Genomic DNA, 15,550 nt, shown 5'->3' with positions numbered 1-15,550 from the left:
AATGCTACGATAACTATCTGGCTGGTGTGGATATTATGAGTATGGTGCAACATTAGCTTCAGTGTTTCAATGCATTGTAGATTTTTTCTGCCAATGCTTGTGAAATACTCGGCACTTTTGCAATTTCCTCGACGCTAGCGTTAAGTAAAGGTTGCAGTCCCCCCATATACTTCAGCAATATTTGCCGCCGTTTGGGCCCCACCCCCTCTATTAGTTCTAATGCGCTAGTATTTTTTACTTTTGAGCGACGCTGCCTATGCCCCGTTATGGCATGATTATGAGAATCGTCACGAATATGTTGAATCAGATGTAACGCGGGTGAGTCTGGTGGTAATGAAAACCCCTCCCCCTCAGCAGCCAGAAACAATGTTTCCAGCCCTGCTTTCCGGTCACTTCCTTTGGCAACACCAACTAATAAAGGTTTTTGTTTATCCCATGGAACATTGAGTGAAGCAAAAACGTCAAAAGCTTGTGACAACTGGCCTTTCCCGCCATCAATAAAAATAACATCCGGGATCTTTTTATCATCTAATGCCTTACCATATCGGCGTTTAAGCACTTGAGACATAGCCGCATAATCATCACCCGGAGTGATACCACTAATATTGTAGCGCCTATATTCTGAACGTACAGGGCCATTTGCATCAAATACCACACAAGATGCGACAGTTTGCTCCCCCATCGTATGACTGATATCAAAACATTCCATACGATTTATCTCATCAAGGTTAAGAATCTTGGCTAATTCTTTCATTCGTTGATGGATAGTTGATTGCTGGGACAAACGAGTCACCAGCGCCGTTGACGCATTGGTTCGCGCAAGTTTGAGATAACGAGCTCTATCACCACGAGGGCGGCTTTGTATCTGGATTTTTCTTCCCGCCAATTCAGAAAGAGAAGATGCCAATAGATCTTTTTCAGCGAGCGTGAAATCTAACAAAATCTCACCTGGAAGCGTACGTACCTGGCTTCCTTGTAGGTAAAACTGCCCGACGAATGTTTGAACAACTTCACTCAACTCCGTTCCCGCAGGAACTTTGGGGAAATAACTGCGACTTCCCAGAACCTTTCCCTGCCGAATAAATAGCACATGGACACAGGCTAATCCAGCATCAAACGCCACACCGATCACATCGAGATCTTCGCTATCGCCAGAAACAAACTGTTGTTCCGTAACTCGCCGTACAGCCTGTATTTGATCACGGATACGTGCCGCATCTTCAAAGTGAAGCAATCGGCTCGCTTCTTCCATGCGAGAAATCAGTTGTGTCAATACTTGTTGGTCTTTGCCTAATAGGAACAGACGAACATAATCGACCTGACGCTGATACTCTTCTTCACTCACTAACCCTGGCACGCATGGCCCAGAACAACGGCCAATTTGATATTGTAGGCAAGGTCGCGACCGGTTGCGATAGACACTGTTTTCACATTGCCTTACAGGAAAGAGTTTTTGCAGTAATGCTAAAGTTTCGCGCACTGCATAGGAATTCGGAAATGGCCCGAAATACTCCCCTTTTTCATGCTTGGCACCGCGATGAATGGCTAGACGCGGATGTTTGTCCGCGCTGAGGAAAATGAGTGGGTACGATTTATCATCCCGCAATAGTACATTATAACGAGGTTGATAAAGCTTGATGTAATTATGCTCAAGCAGTAGAGCTTCAGTCTCTGTATGCGTGACAGTGACGTCAATTTGCGCAATATTTTTAACCAAAGTTTCCGTTTTTCGACTGGCAACATGAGCACGAAAATAGCTCGTCAGACGCTTTTTAAGGTCTTTTGCTTTACCAACATAAATAACTGTTCCCGCCTTATCATACATGCGGTAAACACCAGGTTGGCTGGTGACAGTTTTTAAGAACTCTTTAGAATCAAAACAATCAGTCACTATTAGATAACGTCTCCGCGTTAAACAAACCGTGGCGTATAGCCAAATGGGTCAATTCAACGTCACCACTAATATTAAGCTTGCTAAACATCCGATAGCGGTAGCTGTTCACAGTTTTCGGGCTCAGATGAAGTTGCTCCGATATCTCATTCACCTTTTGGCCTTTCGTTATCATTAGCATAATTTGTAACTCACGCTCTGACAAACAACTAAAAGGTGTTTCCGTCGGCGGCTCTAACTGCCCTAAAGCCATTTGTTGTGCAATGTCAGAAGCAATGTAACGTTGCCCCGAATGCACAGCTCGGATAGCAGTAACCACATCTTGAGGTGCCGCACCTTTACTCAGATATCCACTAGCACCAGCCTGCATAACTTTCGCAGGTAACGGATTTTCTGTATGGATAGTCAACATGATAACTTTGGTATCTGGGGAAAAGCGTAAAATTTTACGAGTTGCCTCCAACCCGCCGATGCCGGGCATATTCATATCCATCAAAACGATATCAACAATATGGTTACGGCACCATTTTACCGCATCTTCTCCACACTGCATCTCATCCGCTACTTTGATACCCTTGATGTCTTCAAGAATGCGTCGTATCCCTGCGCGCACCAGTTCGTGGTCATCAACAAGAAGAACGCTAATCAAAGAAAATTCTCCAAAAATAAGGGAGTAACCTAATCACGCTTTACTTACGGCAATGATATTACTTGTTTTCGCGCAAATAATGAATACAGAATAATTGCAAATTCATATCTATATCGTTTGACAGATATTATTTTTATCATCATTTTCACTATGTACATAAAATCGCAGGTATCTCGATTAATGTCATGATAAAAAAGAAAAGTTTTTTAAGACTTTTCTTGTCACTATGTATCCGCTCCAACAAAAAATAATTGCTGTCCCAAAAAAGTTAATGTTTATGCAACGAAACACAACATATTGATACAACTAAAAACCAGATAATTTTGCACTATTCTTAATAGTAGGAATTATTCTTATTTTTTATTTATTTCCCATACCTTATTCACCTTAGAAATGAGTACGTTTGACACTTATTAATCAGCACAAAAATGACATGTTTTTTATGAACAAATCTTTCTTAATTAAGTTAATGCATCCTGCCGGGATAAAAACAAGGGTCAGCCGTAGTATCCCCCAACATCAGTGCATCCTTGGTTTGTGCTCTTGGTAGCAGAATGCGCACAGGTTATCAAAGCTAATCATCAGTTTATGATATAATAGAATAATTGTTTAATAATGCCTCCTATGTGCATTGTGCTGCGAGGTTACTCACATCACCTTGTCCACAGGCAAGCTACTACTTCAGGAAAAAAGATGAGTAATCCGGATTTCACCACTTCTGCCGACCCAGAAATTTTAGCAAATGAAGTTGCATGTTTAAAAGCGACTGTGACCTTGCTGCTCAAAGCGATCGGCCAAGCCGATGCGGGGAAAGTAATCTTAAATATCGAGCGTTCTATTGCTGATATAGAAGACACTGCTCAAGCTGAAGTTTTCTCCAATACACTTGCTCAAATTAAAAGCGGCTATCGTCAATAGTCGTCTGCGACAGCGTGTAACACCCCTGTGTATTCATACTGCCATTTAGAAAGTGTTTTCCAGCTAAATACTCTCTATTGGCAGTTTGTTTTATGATCGTTCGAGACAATGATGAGCCTGCTACTTAAAGCATTAATCGGTGCTGGTGTTGTAGTACTGATTGGGATATTAGCGAAAACACGTAATTACTATATCGCCGGTTTAATCCCGCTGTTTCCAACGTTTGCCCTTATTGCTCATTATATTGTCGGTAGCGAACGTAGCATCCAAGCACTGCGCGTAACAATCGTCTTTGGGTTATGGGCGATCATTCCATACTTTATCTATTTGATATCACTTTATTTTTTCATTGAGCACTGGCGCTTACCTATTGCCCTAACGGCAGCCGTAGTATGCTGGGTGATTGCAGCCTGGATACTTATATCGGCCTGGAGTCAATGGCACAGTTAGCGATGGACCATGCCATAAAGTATATTTTAATCAACGTAATAGCAGCAATATAAGGGCATGAATAGCCAGCATTACCACAGAAAAAATAAGGTTTATATTGGTGATAGACTTTGATCTAACCTCTTCAGAAGGCTCATCACTTACCTGAATTTTTCTGATTCGATAAATCCAATACCCGCCAAACACTACAAAAAACAGGGCCAACGACACCGCCAGCAAGGGGTGCCCCCACACTAAATACTCACTTAATCCTGCAATAACAAACCAAAGAATGACAAAGACCATGATTGACCACCTGGTATTTTGAGAGCCTAATTCTAACATACTCTCTAAAGACGCTTAAGTTGCTCTGGTAAGACTGTCGCAAAAATCTGAGACAGAAAACATAAATACATGATGAACACGGTTGCTTATTTCTTTCAGGCCAATGCCCGTTATAAACCAGGACATTAATGAATAAAAACTAAGGCAAATGGACAATAAAGGCTTAAACCTCATTTCAAAAAATGGGTGTCACTTTATTTATACCGTATTCACTTATGCCGGATTTTCACAGAACTCTTTCTGTACCCAAAGACTCACACTGCCCCCGTTAACTGGAAATGCGGCCTCGCCGCGACCATCAGTGGTTATAATAGCTGGATGGTTACCGAGGAAATCAGCAAACTCTTTATTGGCTAACCCCTCCCCAAGCTGAATTGTTTTTTCATTTTCCGCGCCATTAGAAAGGATAACCACACAGCCGGGCTCTTCCTCTGTGCCGGCACGGACAAAAGCGATACAATTTTTATTATCAAAATAGTCGATCTGCGCACCATGTGCGAAACGTGTTCTGGCCTGAATTAACTTCTCCAACTCAGCAATAATGGGCATTTCTATCTGATAAATTCCCCCGTCATCACCGGTATCCTCATAGCTGGCACCAAACAAATCAGGATAAAAAACGCATGGAATGCCCTGCTCACGAATTAATATCAATGCATATGCCAGTGGTTTAAACCAAGGCTCAACAGGTGCCTCCAGCGATTGCAGTGGCTGAGTGTCATGGTTTGCTACTAGGGTAATTGTATGCATTGGGTCGGCTTCAATTAATGTCCCACTGAACACTTGCGTGAGGTCAAAATCCTCGCCTTGATTTGAAGCTTCGTGAAACTTGTGATGTAAAGCCACATCAAACAACATTGCTGAACCATCTACCCGTTCCAAATATTGTTGTAATTTTTCAATATTCGGAGACCAGTACTCTGCAATAATTAATAAATCATTATTTGCTTTATTTTGTACATGCTGAATCCATTGTTTGAAAAACCAGGCGGGAATATGTTTCACTGCATCCAAGCGAAAACCATCAATTGGCAATGTATCTAATAACCATTCGCCCCAATACTTTAACTCACCCATAACCGCGGGATTGCGAAAATCAATATCGGCCCCCATCAGATAATCAAAATTTCCTAACTCGTCATCAACCTCGGTATTCCAACCTTCAGCACTATAATCATTTATAATCTTGAAAACACCTTCACCTGCTGGGTCTTCAATATGATCAACACCACTAAAGCATTGTTTATCCCAGATAAAAGATGAATAGGTCTCATTGCGACCAGGGAAAGTGAATCGAGTATAAGCCTGCGCATCAATAACCGTTTCATCAATTTCAGTCCGGTTTTCAGGATTAACTTTATGGACACTGACCGGCTCTTTTTCATCAGCCCCGATTTTATGATTGAAAACAACATCAAATAGAATCTTGATATCCATTTCCTTCAATCGATTAATCGCGTTCACTAACCCTTCTTTATCGCCGTATTTAGTCGCCCGGGTTCCCTTCTGATCAAACTCACCTAAATCAAATAAATCATAAGTGTCATACCCGACCGAATATCCTCCCGAAGCACCTTTATACGCAGGAGGTAACCAAACATAATTAATCCCGAGATGGCTAATATGTTCTGCTCGCTCAGCAACCTCCTGCCATAATTTACCGCCGTCAGGATAATACCAATGGAAAAACTGGAAAATTGTCGGGTTTTTCATAGGCTTGATAACTCCGTTTTACCGTTTATCTCATAGTATGGCCCAGTTTATAAATTTTGGACTGGCAATAAAGTAATAGACTGTGTATTTCTTTTACTGATGAGCCAATGTAGGTCTCATTTGTCTATCTATTAGGGAGTTTAAATGAATATAGGGGATATTCCTTTCGGTATCACTGATTGGTCTACAGTGGACAAAACCGAGCATAAAGGAGATCAAGGCGTTGCATATTGGAGAACTAAGAACTTTAGCAACATCCGAGTTCGTATGGTTGAATACAGCGCGGGATACATAGCGGACCATTGGTGTTCCAAAGGGCATATTTTACTGTGTCTTGATGGCGAATTGAGTACTGAACTCGTTGATGGTCGTATTTTTATATTAAAAGCAGGTATGAGTTACCAGGTTGCAGACCATGCAGAAGCGCATCGCTCATCCACGATATCCGGTGCCAAGCTTTTTATTGTTGATTGATTTAAGGCACATTAAGAATCTTATTACACTTTTATATCAGCTAGCAGTCAGTCCTCGACTGTTAGCTGATACAACACTTTCTTATCGCCCTTCAGGTAACGAATCAACCGGGTTATCCGGATATAAAGCTCGGATACGACGTCGGACAATTTCTACCTGGAATGCAGCCATGACTGCAATCATAATCAGGATTTCACCAAATCCACCTTGTTCAGTGGGTTGATTATAAAGGTACTGCAGTGTGCCGATAATCCATTTAGACCCAACAAGCAGTAAGAATAAAGTAATGGTTAGTGGTGTTCCTTTGCACAAAATACGCCCATCAGGTTCACGCCAGATCTCTATAAGGCGACCTTGCAAAACACCAATGATAATACTAAATAAAACACCACTGCCTAAAACAACCCAGGAAGTCATTGTAGCTGGCATATATGTGCCACCCACTACCAGACCGACCATCCCATAGACCCAAGCCCATTTAAAACGTGCAGGGCCTAACAATACCTCGTGACTGACCGACTGACGGTACAATGCAAAAAGTGTAAGCACCAGAATAATCAGTATTTGTACAGGAGTCATCGCTATCTCCTTCAAGAGAAGCATCCAGTCAGCGATAAAGCACCTTGGTTGACCATAATATCCAACTACACGGGCAATATAGGGATACCTTATCAGTCTTTGGAAATGTTAAAAAACTCTCAGTAAGGTCGGCAATAAATTGCCAACTCAAACTGTACAAAGTTTAGCCTATTTTTAGATAATTAGTAAGATAAGTCATCGCTGCTATTTTAACTGGCACTTTTATTTGGCCGTTTTAACTCTTTGCTATTCTCAAAACAGCATTCACGTATCTCTGACATTAAGTATTCGAAACAAAATAATACTCACAGATCTTACGGTCTTATTTAATAGCATCTTATTGGTGATAAGCTAGAGATGCTTTTATGAACCAATAAGAACAACAATTAAAGAGGACGATACATGACTCAAAATATTTATGATAATCAGGATTTTTTTTCAGGCTACGCCAAACTTAGCCGTTCAGTCGATGGATTAGACGGCGCACCAGAGTGGCCAGCCATTTGTAAAATTCTGCCGCCACTATCAGGGCGTAAAGTCATTGACTTAGGTTGTGGCTATGGTTGGTTTTGTCGCTACGCTCGTTTACAAGGTGCGACTGAGGTTTTAGGGTTGGATGTTTCAGAGAAAATGTTAAATCGCGCGAAAGAAATGACATCTGAAAACAACATCCTTTATCGCCGGGAAGATTTGGAAAATATTCAATTACCGCAACAAACCTTCCATTTAGCATATAGCTCTCTAACTTTACACTATATAAAAGCCCTTCCGGCCCTAATAACTGCTGTTTATGATGCTTTGCTTCCTGGTGGTAGTTTCATTTTTTCTGCAGAACACCCTATCTATACCGCACCAAAACAGCCGGGTTGGTTGATTGCAGATGATGGACAAAAATCATGGCCAGTAAATAGCTATCAAGCGGAAGGAGAACGGGTAACAAATTGGTTGGCTGAAGGTGTTATCAAGCAACATCGGACATTAGGAACTTATATTAATCTTTTGGTAAAACATGGATTTGTTATTACGCACTTAGAAGAATGGGGGCCGACAACACAGCAAATTACAGATTACCCAGCATTGGATGAAGAAAAAGAACGTCCAATGATATTTTTACTCTCCGCACACAAACCTGCATAAAGTTAACTTTATTATTCATCAGTCATTTTAAATTAATTTCCGCTATTGGGGAGGCTAACTCCCCGAAGTTTCTGAATCAAAGATTATACCTAAGTCAATATGCCCCAATATGGTGCCAATTCCCCAATTCAGTGCATTTTCTCACTTAGTGAAATTTTAAATAACATACTTATCAATTAGTTATCTCTGGCGCAGAAATTGCTTATTAACTGTAAGCATATCAAAGGAGGATCTTATGAAAACAATGTCAGCGTACTACTTACAATACACCGCATTTTTACTACTGATTGTAGGTATTATCCATTTTATTTTTCAGTGATTGTTAAAAGAGTCCCACAAATGCGAGGCTCTTTATATTTCCTTGGGGATACGGCTACCCTCCGTAATTGGTGGATATCCGCCAAGGCAGGACGCTGGTTGTATGATTTATATTAGCCGGGCAATCCCTATTCCGGCGCTGTCGGCCAATCGATATTGCTTCCATACTTTCAAGTCAGACCGCAGTTTTACCGGAACCTCTTTTCGCTATCCTCCAGCCCCCCAATCTTATCTGCAATAGCGCCAATCATGTCAGAAGCATGAGATAAGGTTGCCAGAGATTTTAAGGAATACGGGGACTGGTACGATCCCATAAATTTAACCTGCAAAGGCATAGGGCCATTAGTCAGTGAGGATATTTCCATTGCTGGCCTATGTGGCGGCAGATTGTCAATGTGTAATCATTACGGTGAAACATCAGTACAAACTTGAGATATATTCGCTCACAGGCTTAGCTAGCAAGTCCTGAGGATGGTCGCCTCCGAAAGTCGCCCATTTGCTTTTGCCATTAATGATGGTCGAGGAAATAATATTATCTGATGCAGCATTATAAACTGTTATTTTAATAGCAATAATATCGGGTTTTCCTGACCATTCCGTCGCTCTATCTTCCCAATGCAATATCTGCGGGACAGCATAATAACCATCACTGATCTTATGATTTTCTTTTAGACAAATAAATTTATCACAATTAGCTATAACCTCGGTGTTATCGGTATATTTTAAAAACGCAGCCCGAACAGACAGGGCTGTTGCATCACCTGACCCAGCATAACGTTGGGCTTCATAGACTCCATCAGCAGGAGTCGAAATTACTACCGGTTTACCTTTAACTAGAAGCTCTGTGCTAGGTTGCACATCTGTCGCGCTATATTTTGCCGAGCAACCTGACACAGAAATCAGCACTACCCCGATAATCGCTAATCTTTTCATATCCCTACCCGAAAATTGACAAGTAGAAACATCATATCAGGGGATAGCTATAAGGTAACGTAAAAGCCCACAATTAATCTGGGGAAAAACGTTAGCTTTTAATCTCATCAATCCTGTAGGTGAAATGCTCACCACCATCAACATAACGAATTAGTTCACCCACAGCTAATCTTCTATTGAGAATGTCAAGAGTGCTTATATTTTCTGCAAAATCGGTATCATTCCAATCCATTAAGGCTTTACTTTCATCAAACTCCAGAACGTTGAAGTCATACCATTTTTCCCACTGCACACTGCCTTTCCCAAGAACCTCGTTTTCCAATTCAATATGATTATTATTATCAAGACTTACCTCAAGTCGCATCCCTTCACTTGCATTTACAACATTGCTGGCAATTAACGTTACCTTTTTCATATAAATATCCCTTTCAATGTGTTTGTAGGGATATTAGCAGAAAGCAATAGAATGCAAAAACCTGCACAGGGGTGGCATTGAATGACACAGCACGCACAGTTTTACGCGGGCAAATAGGGAAACATCATCGATGTTTTTTTGTTCACATGTCATCATCAGTGAAACCCAACGGAAAATTAACACCAGAAATAAGGAAAATGAGAGTTGACGGAAATAAGGCTTGGAAAGCTGGATTAAAAAGAGCCGGAATTGAAAATTTCTGATTTCATGATTTAAGACATACATGGGCAAGTTGGTTAGTTCAATCCGGAGTTTCTATTTCTGCATTACAAGAAATGGGTGGATGGGAATCAATTGAAATGGTTAAAAGATATGCGCATCTTTCGCCAAATCATTTAAATGAACATGCCAGACAAATAGACGCAATATTTAATGATTGTGTCCCAAATATGTCCCATGAAATAGATTTGAAATTAGAGGTTAATACTAAGTGATTGATTCTGTTGGTGGGTCGTGCAGGGTTCGAACCTGCGACCAATTGATTAAGAGTCAACTGCTCTACCAACTGAGCTAACGACCCAACGGCGATAATTATTCTCCTGTTGGCCTTAGCTGTCAAACACTTCATCGGATTTTTCTCTTTATACCAGGCGATATTCATTCCTGTGGATTAATTATCCATCTGGTAGTTGCGATTATTGTTAGTTATGTAACTTCATGTTGTAATTCCATGCGCTGTGATGAACTTAACAAAATTCAGTGTGTGAAATATAAACACTGGAAAACGAGGCGTATTGTGTAATTATTGTTGCGAAGATATTAAATAATTCAAAAATTGTATTTAAAGCATACAAAAAAGCCAAAGACAGACAGGGTAAGACCAAAGAGCCAACATAGAGCTCAACAACTTCACAAATAAATACAGGAAGAGGGAATGGGAAAGATGGTAGACCAATCCAAGATAGTGGCAGAGCCTTTGCCGGAACCTGAAGAGCACCTTCAACGAAGTCTCTCCAACCGCCATATTCAGTTGATTGCCATTGGCGGTGCCATAGGTACTGGCTTGTTTATGGGTTCGGGTAAAACCATCAGCCTGGCCGGGCCGTCGATCATCTTCGTTTATATGATAATCGGCTTTATGTTGTTCTTCGTGATGCGAGCAATGGGTGAGTTGCTGCTCTCGAATCTGAAGTACAAATCATTCAGTGATTTTGCCGCTGACTTACTTGGCCCTTGGGCGGGTTTTTTCACTGGCTGGACTTACTGGTTTTGTTGGGTCATCACCGGCATCGCCGATGTCGTCGCCATTACTGCCTATGCGCAATTTTGGTTCCCCGGCTTTTCACAATGGGTCGCCTCATTGTTAGTGGTTTTACTGCTGTTATCTCTGAATCTGGCAACAGTAAAAATGTTCGGTGAGATGGAGTTCTGGTTCGCCATGATCAAAATTGTGGCAATCGTGGCGTTGATCTTTGCCGGTCTGACGATGGTGTTAATGAGCTATCAGTCGCCATCAGGTACGACGGCCTCATTTACACATTTATGGAATGATGGTGGCATGTTCCCGAAAGGAATCAGCGGCTTCTTTGCTGGTTTCCAGATTGCCGTTTTTGCCTTCGTGGGTATTGAATTAGTTGGGACTACCGCGGCTGAAACCAAAGATCCTGAGGTGGTATTACCGCGCGCGATTAACTCCATTCCGATCCGCATCATCATGTTCTATGTCTTCTCATTGATTATGATTATGTCCGTGACCCCCTGGAGCTCCGTGGTTGCGGATAAAAGCCCATTTGTTGAGTTATTCGTTCTGGTCGGCTTACCTGCCGCTGCCAGTGTGATCAACTTTGTGGTGTTGACCTCCGCTGCCTCCTCCGCCAACAGCGGCGTGTTCTCCACCAGCCGCATGTTGTTCGGTTTGGCAAAAGAAGGTGATGCACCCAAGCAGTTTGGTAAGCTATCACGCCGTTCGGTTCCCGCATCCGGCCTGACATTCTCTTGTATTTGTCTGTTGGGCGGCGTGGTGCTGATTTACCTTATCCCGAATGTCATGACCGTCTTTACTTTGGTCACCACCGTATCGGCGATTCTGTTTATGTTCGTCTGGACAATTATCCTGTGCTCTTATCTGGTGTATCGCAAAAGACGCCCAGCTCTGCATAAGAAGTCAATTTACAAAATGCCAGCCGGGATTTTCATGTCTTGGGTGTGTATGGCGTTCTTCGCCTTTGTCTTGGTTCTGTTGACGTTGGAAAGTGATACCCGCCAGGCGCTGATGGTGACGCCATTGTGGTTTGTCATTCTGACCATCGGTTACATTATCTTGAAAAAACGCAGAACGCGTCTGTTTGATAGCAATAATAACTAATAGTTATTTTCCGGCGTCAGAACGCTTCTGACGCCATTTTCTATTCACACTCAATGGCTATTCTTCGCCACCTCGTCGGGCAATGCCGCCAATCACCAACTGTTGCACACTCGCTACTGTCTGTTGGAAGAATTCTTTATCGCTGAGATTTTTGCCGCTAATGGCCTCAATCTGGGCACTAAAATCGGCGTAATGCTGGGTTGTCGCCCATAACATGAAAATGAAATGCTGTGGCTCAACGTCGGCTATCAGGCCATCATCCATCCAACGGCGAATAATCAAGACCTTGTCATCGAACAGGGTTTTCAACTCCCCTGCCAGCTCTTGCTTAAGCAATGGCGCGCCCTGGATCATCTCCAGACAAAACAGACGTGATGCTTGCGGGTGATCGCGAGATACCGCTAATTTAAGGGCAATATAGTGCCGAATAGCATCGATTGGCTGCTGATCTGCCTGTAATGCTTTGAGTGGTGCGAGCCAGATGGCCAGAATGTCTTTTAGCACCGCGATATACAGCGCCTCTTTCGCAGGAAAGTAATACAGCAGATTGGTTTTTGAGACATCAGCCCGCTCAGCGACCTGATCCAGACTGGTGCCGTGAATACCATAAAGTGAAAATAGATCAAGGGCGGCAGTCATGATGAGTTGCCGTTTCGCGGCCCCGGCCTTGCTGCGGCGGGAAGGTTTTATCTCAGGTGCTGGTGTATCGCTGGTGGCTAGCTTCACTGATAGTCCCTTCATAAATATTGATAAAACAGAATATTGATGAAACTGAAAATAACAAGCTACCTATAACATGCCGATCTCTTCCCCGAATACCTCTTTCTAGTGAATAACTGCACCGTGACTGGGCAGACCGCCTGTTTTTTGTGCACAATTATTTTACCAAACAGTCCATTTTTGACCATTTGCTCAACATTTTATTTACTCAAGTTTAGCAACACATTGATTAAACAGGATTTACAAAAACTGGCATTGGCTTTGCTTAGGTACTGATGCAGACGTACAGATAGTCCCACTCACATGCAGAGGTGCTCAAATGAAAATTGGCGTATTTATTCCTATCGGCAACAACGGTTGGTTAATTTCCAGCAATGCACCACAGTACATGCCGAGCTTTGAGTTAAATAAAGCTATTGTGCAAAAAGCTGAACACTATCAGTTCGATTTCGCCTTATCGATGATAAAGCTGCGCGGATTTGGTGGCAAAACCGAGTTTTGGGATCATAATCTGGAGTCTTTCACCCTGATGGCCGCGCTGGCAGCTGTCACCTCTCGCATTAAGATTTATGCCACAGCGGCAACCTTAACCCTTCCACCAGCCATAGTCGCGCGCATGGCCTCCACCATTGACTCTATCTCCAATGGCCGTTTTGGCTTGAATGTGGTGACCGGGTGGCAAAAACCAGAATATGAGCAGATGGGACTGTGGCCGGGAGATGAATATTTCAGTCGTCGCTATGACTATCTCTCTGAATATGTGGAAGTATTACAAGACCTTTGGGGCACCGGACAATCTGATTTTAAAGGTGAGTTCTTCCAAATGGATGATTGCCGGGTCAGCCCGCAACCGCAAACTCCAATCAAATTAATCTGCGCGGCACAAAGTGATGCTGGCATGGCTTTCTCGGCCAAATATGCCGATTACAACTTCTGTTTCGGCAAGGGTGTGAATACCCCGACCGCCTTTGCCCCAACAGCCGCTCGCCTGCAAAAAGCGGCAGAACAGGCCGGACGTGAGGTCAGTAGCTATGTGTTATTTATGATAATCGCCGACGAAACCGACGAACTGGCCCGCGCCAAATGGGAAAGTTACCAAGCCGGAGCCGACACCGAAGCACTGGCCTGGTTAACCGAACAAAGTGGTAAAGATACCCAATCGGGTGCGGATACCAATGTGCGCCAAATGGCTGACCCGACCTCTGCCGTGAACATCAATATGGGGACGCTGGTTGGCTCTTATGCCAATGTGGCAAAGATGATGGATGACATTGCCACGGTGCCGGGAACCGAGGGCATTTTGCTAACATTTGATGACTTCCTCTCCGGCATTGATAATTTCGGTCAACATATCCAGCCGTTGATGAACAGCCGCGCTGATATCTTTGACACCCTGCCACCCGCCGCACGTGAGGTGGCCTAATGAAAATGGTTGAAAGCCGTCAATCGATTGAAACCAAACCGTCTGTCGCCCCTCAACAGCCAGTTCGCCGCAACCCCGGTATTAGCAGCAACGAAGTGATTCTGAATGCGCGACCGGAACCCATCGCTTTCCCGACCTCGGCTAGCGCCTTGATTGTGGTTGATATGCAAAACGCCTATGCCTCAGAGGGGGGGTATCTCGACCTGGCTGGATTTGATGTTTCAGCCACCGCTCCGGTTATCGCCAATATCAAACGCGCGATCACTGCCGCGCGGGCCGCCGGTATTCAGGTGATTTTTTTCCAGAATGGTTGGGATCCACAATACGTTGAAGCGGGCGGGGAAGGCTCGCCAAACTGGCATAAATCCAATGCTCTGAAGACCATGCGTAAACAACCGGAACTGATGGGCAAGCTACTGGCAAAAGGCGATTGGGACTATGCGTTAGTGGATGAATTGCAACCACAAACGGGCGATATCGTGATCGCCAAGCCGCGTTACAGTGGATTTTTCAATACCCAACTCGACAGCATTTTGCGCGCCAAAGGGATTCATCACCTGATTTTCACCGGCATCGCCACCAATGTCTGTGTCGAGTCGACACTACGTGATGGCTTCTTCTTTGAGTACTTCGGTGTGGTACTGGAGGATGCAACTCATCAGGCAGGGCCGGATTTTGCCCAAAAAGCGGCACTTTATAACATCGAAACCTTCTTTGGTTGGGTATCTGATGTGGAGACATTCTGCAACTGCCTTGCGCCATCGGCGCAACTCAGCCAGTCGGCATGATAAATGCGTTCTATTGCCGCCCCCAACACTCAGATAACTGGAGAATATGATGCCTAAGACCATTATTACCCCACCGGGCAGTGGTACTCCCCTCGCCCCTTTTTCGCCTGGCACCCTTGCCGATGGCGTGGTGTACGTGTCCGGCACCTTGGCTTTTGATAAGCAGAATAATGTGGTGCATATAGGTGATGCTGCGGGGCAAACCCGCCATGTGTTGGAAACCATAAAAAGTGTGATTGAGACTGCGGGTGGTTCGCTGGATGACATCACTTTTAATTCTATTTTTCTGACTGACTGGCAGCATTACGCCGCCATTAATCAGGTTTACGCCGAATATTTCCCCGGCGATAAACCGGCCCGCTTTTGTATTCAATGCGGTTTGGTCAAACCCGATGCCCTGATTGAAATCGCGTCAGTGGCGCATCTGGCACGCTAACCTGGCAAACAGCAGAT

16 protein-coding genes, 1 tRNA gene and 1 pseudogene are annotated in these 15,550 nt (G+C 43.5%); 9 read left to right on the top strand and 9 right to left on the bottom strand.

Translation table 11 applies throughout. The annotated features are described in order from the left end of the window. Positions 1 to 58: 58 nt before the first annotated feature. On the bottom strand, positions 59 to 1,891 hold the full coding sequence (gene uvrC, locus QSV56_RS10000) for an excinuclease ABC subunit UvrC (protein WP_019080797.1): 1,833 nt from the start codon (positions 1,889 to 1,891) through the stop codon (positions 59 to 61). After that, positions 1,884 to 2,540: a UvrY/SirA/GacA family response regulator transcription factor gene (gene uvrY, locus QSV56_RS09995; protein ID WP_005160181.1), complete on the bottom strand. Its 657-nt coding sequence runs from the start codon at positions 2,538 to 2,540 to the stop codon at positions 1,884 to 1,886. The genes uvrC and uvrY overlap by 8 nt, the downstream gene beginning before the upstream one ends. 693 nt (positions 2,541 to 3,233) lie before the next feature. Here uvrY and QSV56_RS09990 point away from each other — a divergent pair. Further along, positions 3,234 to 3,458, top strand: coding sequence for a DUF2594 family protein (locus tag QSV56_RS09990; RefSeq protein WP_019080798.1), 225 nt, complete (start codon positions 3,234 to 3,236; stop codon positions 3,456 to 3,458). Positions 3,459 to 3,569: 111 nt separating this feature from the next. Further along, the gene (locus QSV56_RS09985) at positions 3,570 to 3,908 is read left to right on the top strand and encodes a GlpM family protein (RefSeq protein ID WP_019082905.1); all 339 of its coding nucleotides are present in this window, start codon (positions 3,570 to 3,572) and stop codon (positions 3,906 to 3,908) included. A gap of 30 nt (positions 3,909 to 3,938) precedes the next feature. On the opposite strand, the gene QSV56_RS09980 is transcribed toward QSV56_RS09985, so the two are convergent. Continuing rightward, positions 3,939 to 4,193, bottom strand: a complete 255-nt coding sequence (locus QSV56_RS09980; RefSeq protein WP_019080800.1) for a hypothetical protein — start codon at positions 4,191 to 4,193, stop codon at positions 3,939 to 3,941. Between the two features lie 252 nt (positions 4,194 to 4,445). After that, the gene (gene amyA, locus QSV56_RS09975) at positions 4,446 to 5,945 is read right to left on the bottom strand and encodes an alpha-amylase (RefSeq protein ID WP_019080801.1); all 1,500 of its coding nucleotides are present in this window, start codon (positions 5,943 to 5,945) and stop codon (positions 4,446 to 4,448) included. Between the two features lie 144 nt (positions 5,946 to 6,089). Here amyA and QSV56_RS09970 point away from each other — a divergent pair, with 144 nt between their 5' ends. Then, on the top strand, positions 6,090 to 6,419 hold the full coding sequence (locus QSV56_RS09970; RefSeq protein ID WP_019082903.1) for a DHCW motif cupin fold protein: 330 nt from the start codon (positions 6,090 to 6,092) through the stop codon (positions 6,417 to 6,419). A gap of 81 nt (positions 6,420 to 6,500) precedes the next feature. Here QSV56_RS09970 and QSV56_RS09965 read toward each other — a convergent pair whose 3' ends face one another. Continuing rightward, positions 6,501 to 6,998, bottom strand: coding sequence for a hypothetical protein (locus QSV56_RS09965; protein ID WP_046051139.1), 498 nt, complete (start codon positions 6,996 to 6,998; stop codon positions 6,501 to 6,503). 402 nt (positions 6,999 to 7,400) lie between these two features. On the opposite strand from QSV56_RS09965, the gene QSV56_RS09960 reads away from it, so the two are divergent. After that, the gene (locus QSV56_RS09960; RefSeq protein ID WP_019082902.1) at positions 7,401 to 8,135 is read left to right on the top strand and encodes a bifunctional 2-polyprenyl-6-hydroxyphenol methylase/3-demethylubiquinol 3-O-methyltransferase UbiG; all 735 of its coding nucleotides are present in this window, start codon (positions 7,401 to 7,403) and stop codon (positions 8,133 to 8,135) included. 735 nt (positions 8,136 to 8,870) lie between these two features. Here the strand turns inward: QSV56_RS09960 and QSV56_RS09955 are convergent. After that, positions 8,871 to 9,386: a DUF4823 domain-containing protein gene (locus tag QSV56_RS09955; RefSeq protein WP_046051140.1), complete on the bottom strand. Its 516-nt coding sequence runs from the start codon at positions 9,384 to 9,386 to the stop codon at positions 8,871 to 8,873. A 91-nt stretch (positions 9,387 to 9,477) separates the two neighbouring features. Continuing rightward, the gene (locus QSV56_RS09950) at positions 9,478 to 9,801 is read right to left on the bottom strand and encodes a hypothetical protein (protein ID WP_019082900.1); all 324 of its coding nucleotides are present in this window, start codon (positions 9,799 to 9,801) and stop codon (positions 9,478 to 9,480) included. A 68-nt stretch (positions 9,802 to 9,869) separates the two neighbouring features. Here QSV56_RS09950 and QSV56_RS09945 point away from each other — a divergent pair. Beyond that, positions 9,870 to 10,295 (top strand): annotated as a pseudogene (locus QSV56_RS09945) (site-specific integrase); the annotation flags it as partial. A gap of 10 nt (positions 10,296 to 10,305) precedes the next feature. On the opposite strand, the gene QSV56_RS09940 reads toward QSV56_RS09945, so the two are convergent. Continuing rightward, a tRNA-Lys gene (locus QSV56_RS09940) sits at positions 10,306 to 10,381 on the bottom strand. A gap of 363 nt (positions 10,382 to 10,744) precedes the next feature. Here QSV56_RS09940 and cycA point away from each other — a divergent pair. Further along, on the top strand, positions 10,745 to 12,166 hold the full coding sequence (gene cycA, locus QSV56_RS09935; protein ID WP_174531811.1) for a D-serine/D-alanine/glycine transporter: 1,422 nt from the start codon (positions 10,745 to 10,747) through the stop codon (positions 12,164 to 12,166). Between the two features lie 57 nt (positions 12,167 to 12,223). Here cycA and rutR read toward each other — a convergent pair whose 3' ends face one another. Beyond that, positions 12,224 to 12,907, bottom strand: coding sequence for an HTH-type transcriptional regulator RutR (gene rutR / locus QSV56_RS09930; RefSeq protein WP_050880733.1), 684 nt, complete (start codon positions 12,905 to 12,907; stop codon positions 12,224 to 12,226). A 298-nt stretch (positions 12,908 to 13,205) separates the two neighbouring features. On the opposite strand from rutR, the gene rutA reads away from it, so the two are divergent. Genes rutA through rutC form a run of 3 tightly spaced genes read left to right on the top strand, consistent with a single transcriptional unit; the run spans position 13,206 to position 15,533 of the window. Then, complete coding sequence (gene rutA, locus QSV56_RS09925) at positions 13,206 to 14,309, top strand: pyrimidine utilization protein A (protein WP_050328169.1); 1,104 nt, start codon at positions 13,206 to 13,208, stop codon at positions 14,307 to 14,309. Further along, positions 14,309 to 15,097 carry a pyrimidine utilization protein B gene (rutB, locus tag QSV56_RS09920; protein ID WP_227747484.1) on the top strand — a complete coding sequence of 263 codons (789 nt, stop codon included), beginning with the start codon at positions 14,309 to 14,311 and terminating at the stop codon, positions 15,095 to 15,097. The genes rutA and rutB overlap by 1 nt, the downstream gene beginning before the upstream one ends. Positions 15,098 to 15,146: 49 nt before the next feature. Next, positions 15,147 to 15,533, top strand: coding sequence for a pyrimidine utilization protein C (gene rutC, locus QSV56_RS09915; RefSeq protein ID WP_019082895.1), 387 nt, complete (start codon positions 15,147 to 15,149; stop codon positions 15,531 to 15,533). Positions 15,534 to 15,550: the final 17 nt, after the last annotated feature.

It is taken from the genome of Yersinia sp. 22-579, from assembly GCF_030433455.1.
In the GTDB taxonomy this organism is placed as follows: Bacteria; Pseudomonadota; Gammaproteobacteria; order Enterobacterales; family Enterobacteriaceae; genus Yersinia; species Yersinia enterocolitica.
The sequence above is the reverse complement of the archived record's forward strand: the minus strand, read 5'-3'. Positions and strand labels throughout refer to the sequence as shown.

Coding starts and splice junctions, on each gene's coding strand:
- QSV56_RS09950 (WP_019082900.1), bottom strand. CDS start 9,801: ATGAAAAAGGTAACGTTAATTGCCAGCAATGTTGTAAATGCAAGTGAA.
- rutC (WP_019082895.1), top strand. CDS start 15,147: ATGCCTAAGACCATTATTACCCCACCGGGCAGTGGTACTCCCCTCGCC.
- cycA (WP_174531811.1), top strand. CDS start 10,745: ATGGTAGACCAATCCAAGATAGTGGCAGAGCCTTTGCCGGAACCTGAA.
- QSV56_RS09955 (WP_046051140.1), bottom strand. CDS start 9,386: ATGAAAAGATTAGCGATTATCGGGGTAGTGCTGATTTCTGTGTCAGGT.
- rutA (WP_050328169.1), top strand. CDS start 13,206: ATGAAAATTGGCGTATTTATTCCTATCGGCAACAACGGTTGGTTAATT.
- QSV56_RS09965 (WP_046051139.1), bottom strand. CDS start 6,998: ATGACTCCTGTACAAATACTGATTATTCTGGTGCTTACACTTTTTGCA.
- rutB (WP_227747484.1), top strand. CDS start 14,309: ATGAAAATGGTTGAAAGCCGTCAATCGATTGAAACCAAACCGTCTGTC.
- QSV56_RS09970 (WP_019082903.1), top strand. CDS start 6,090: ATGAATATAGGGGATATTCCTTTCGGTATCACTGATTGGTCTACAGTG.
- QSV56_RS09960 (WP_019082902.1), top strand. CDS start 7,401: ATGACTCAAAATATTTATGATAATCAGGATTTTTTTTCAGGCTACGCC.
- QSV56_RS09980 (WP_019080800.1), bottom strand. CDS start 4,193: ATGGTCTTTGTCATTCTTTGGTTTGTTATTGCAGGATTAAGTGAGTAT.
- QSV56_RS09990 (WP_019080798.1), top strand. CDS start 3,234: ATGAGTAATCCGGATTTCACCACTTCTGCCGACCCAGAAATTTTAGCA.
- QSV56_RS09985 (WP_019082905.1), top strand. CDS start 3,570: ATGAGCCTGCTACTTAAAGCATTAATCGGTGCTGGTGTTGTAGTACTG.
- rutR (WP_050880733.1), bottom strand. CDS start 12,907: ATGAAGGGACTATCAGTGAAGCTAGCCACCAGCGATACACCAGCACCT.
- amyA (WP_019080801.1), bottom strand. CDS start 5,945: ATGAAAAACCCGACAATTTTCCAGTTTTTCCATTGGTATTATCCTGAC.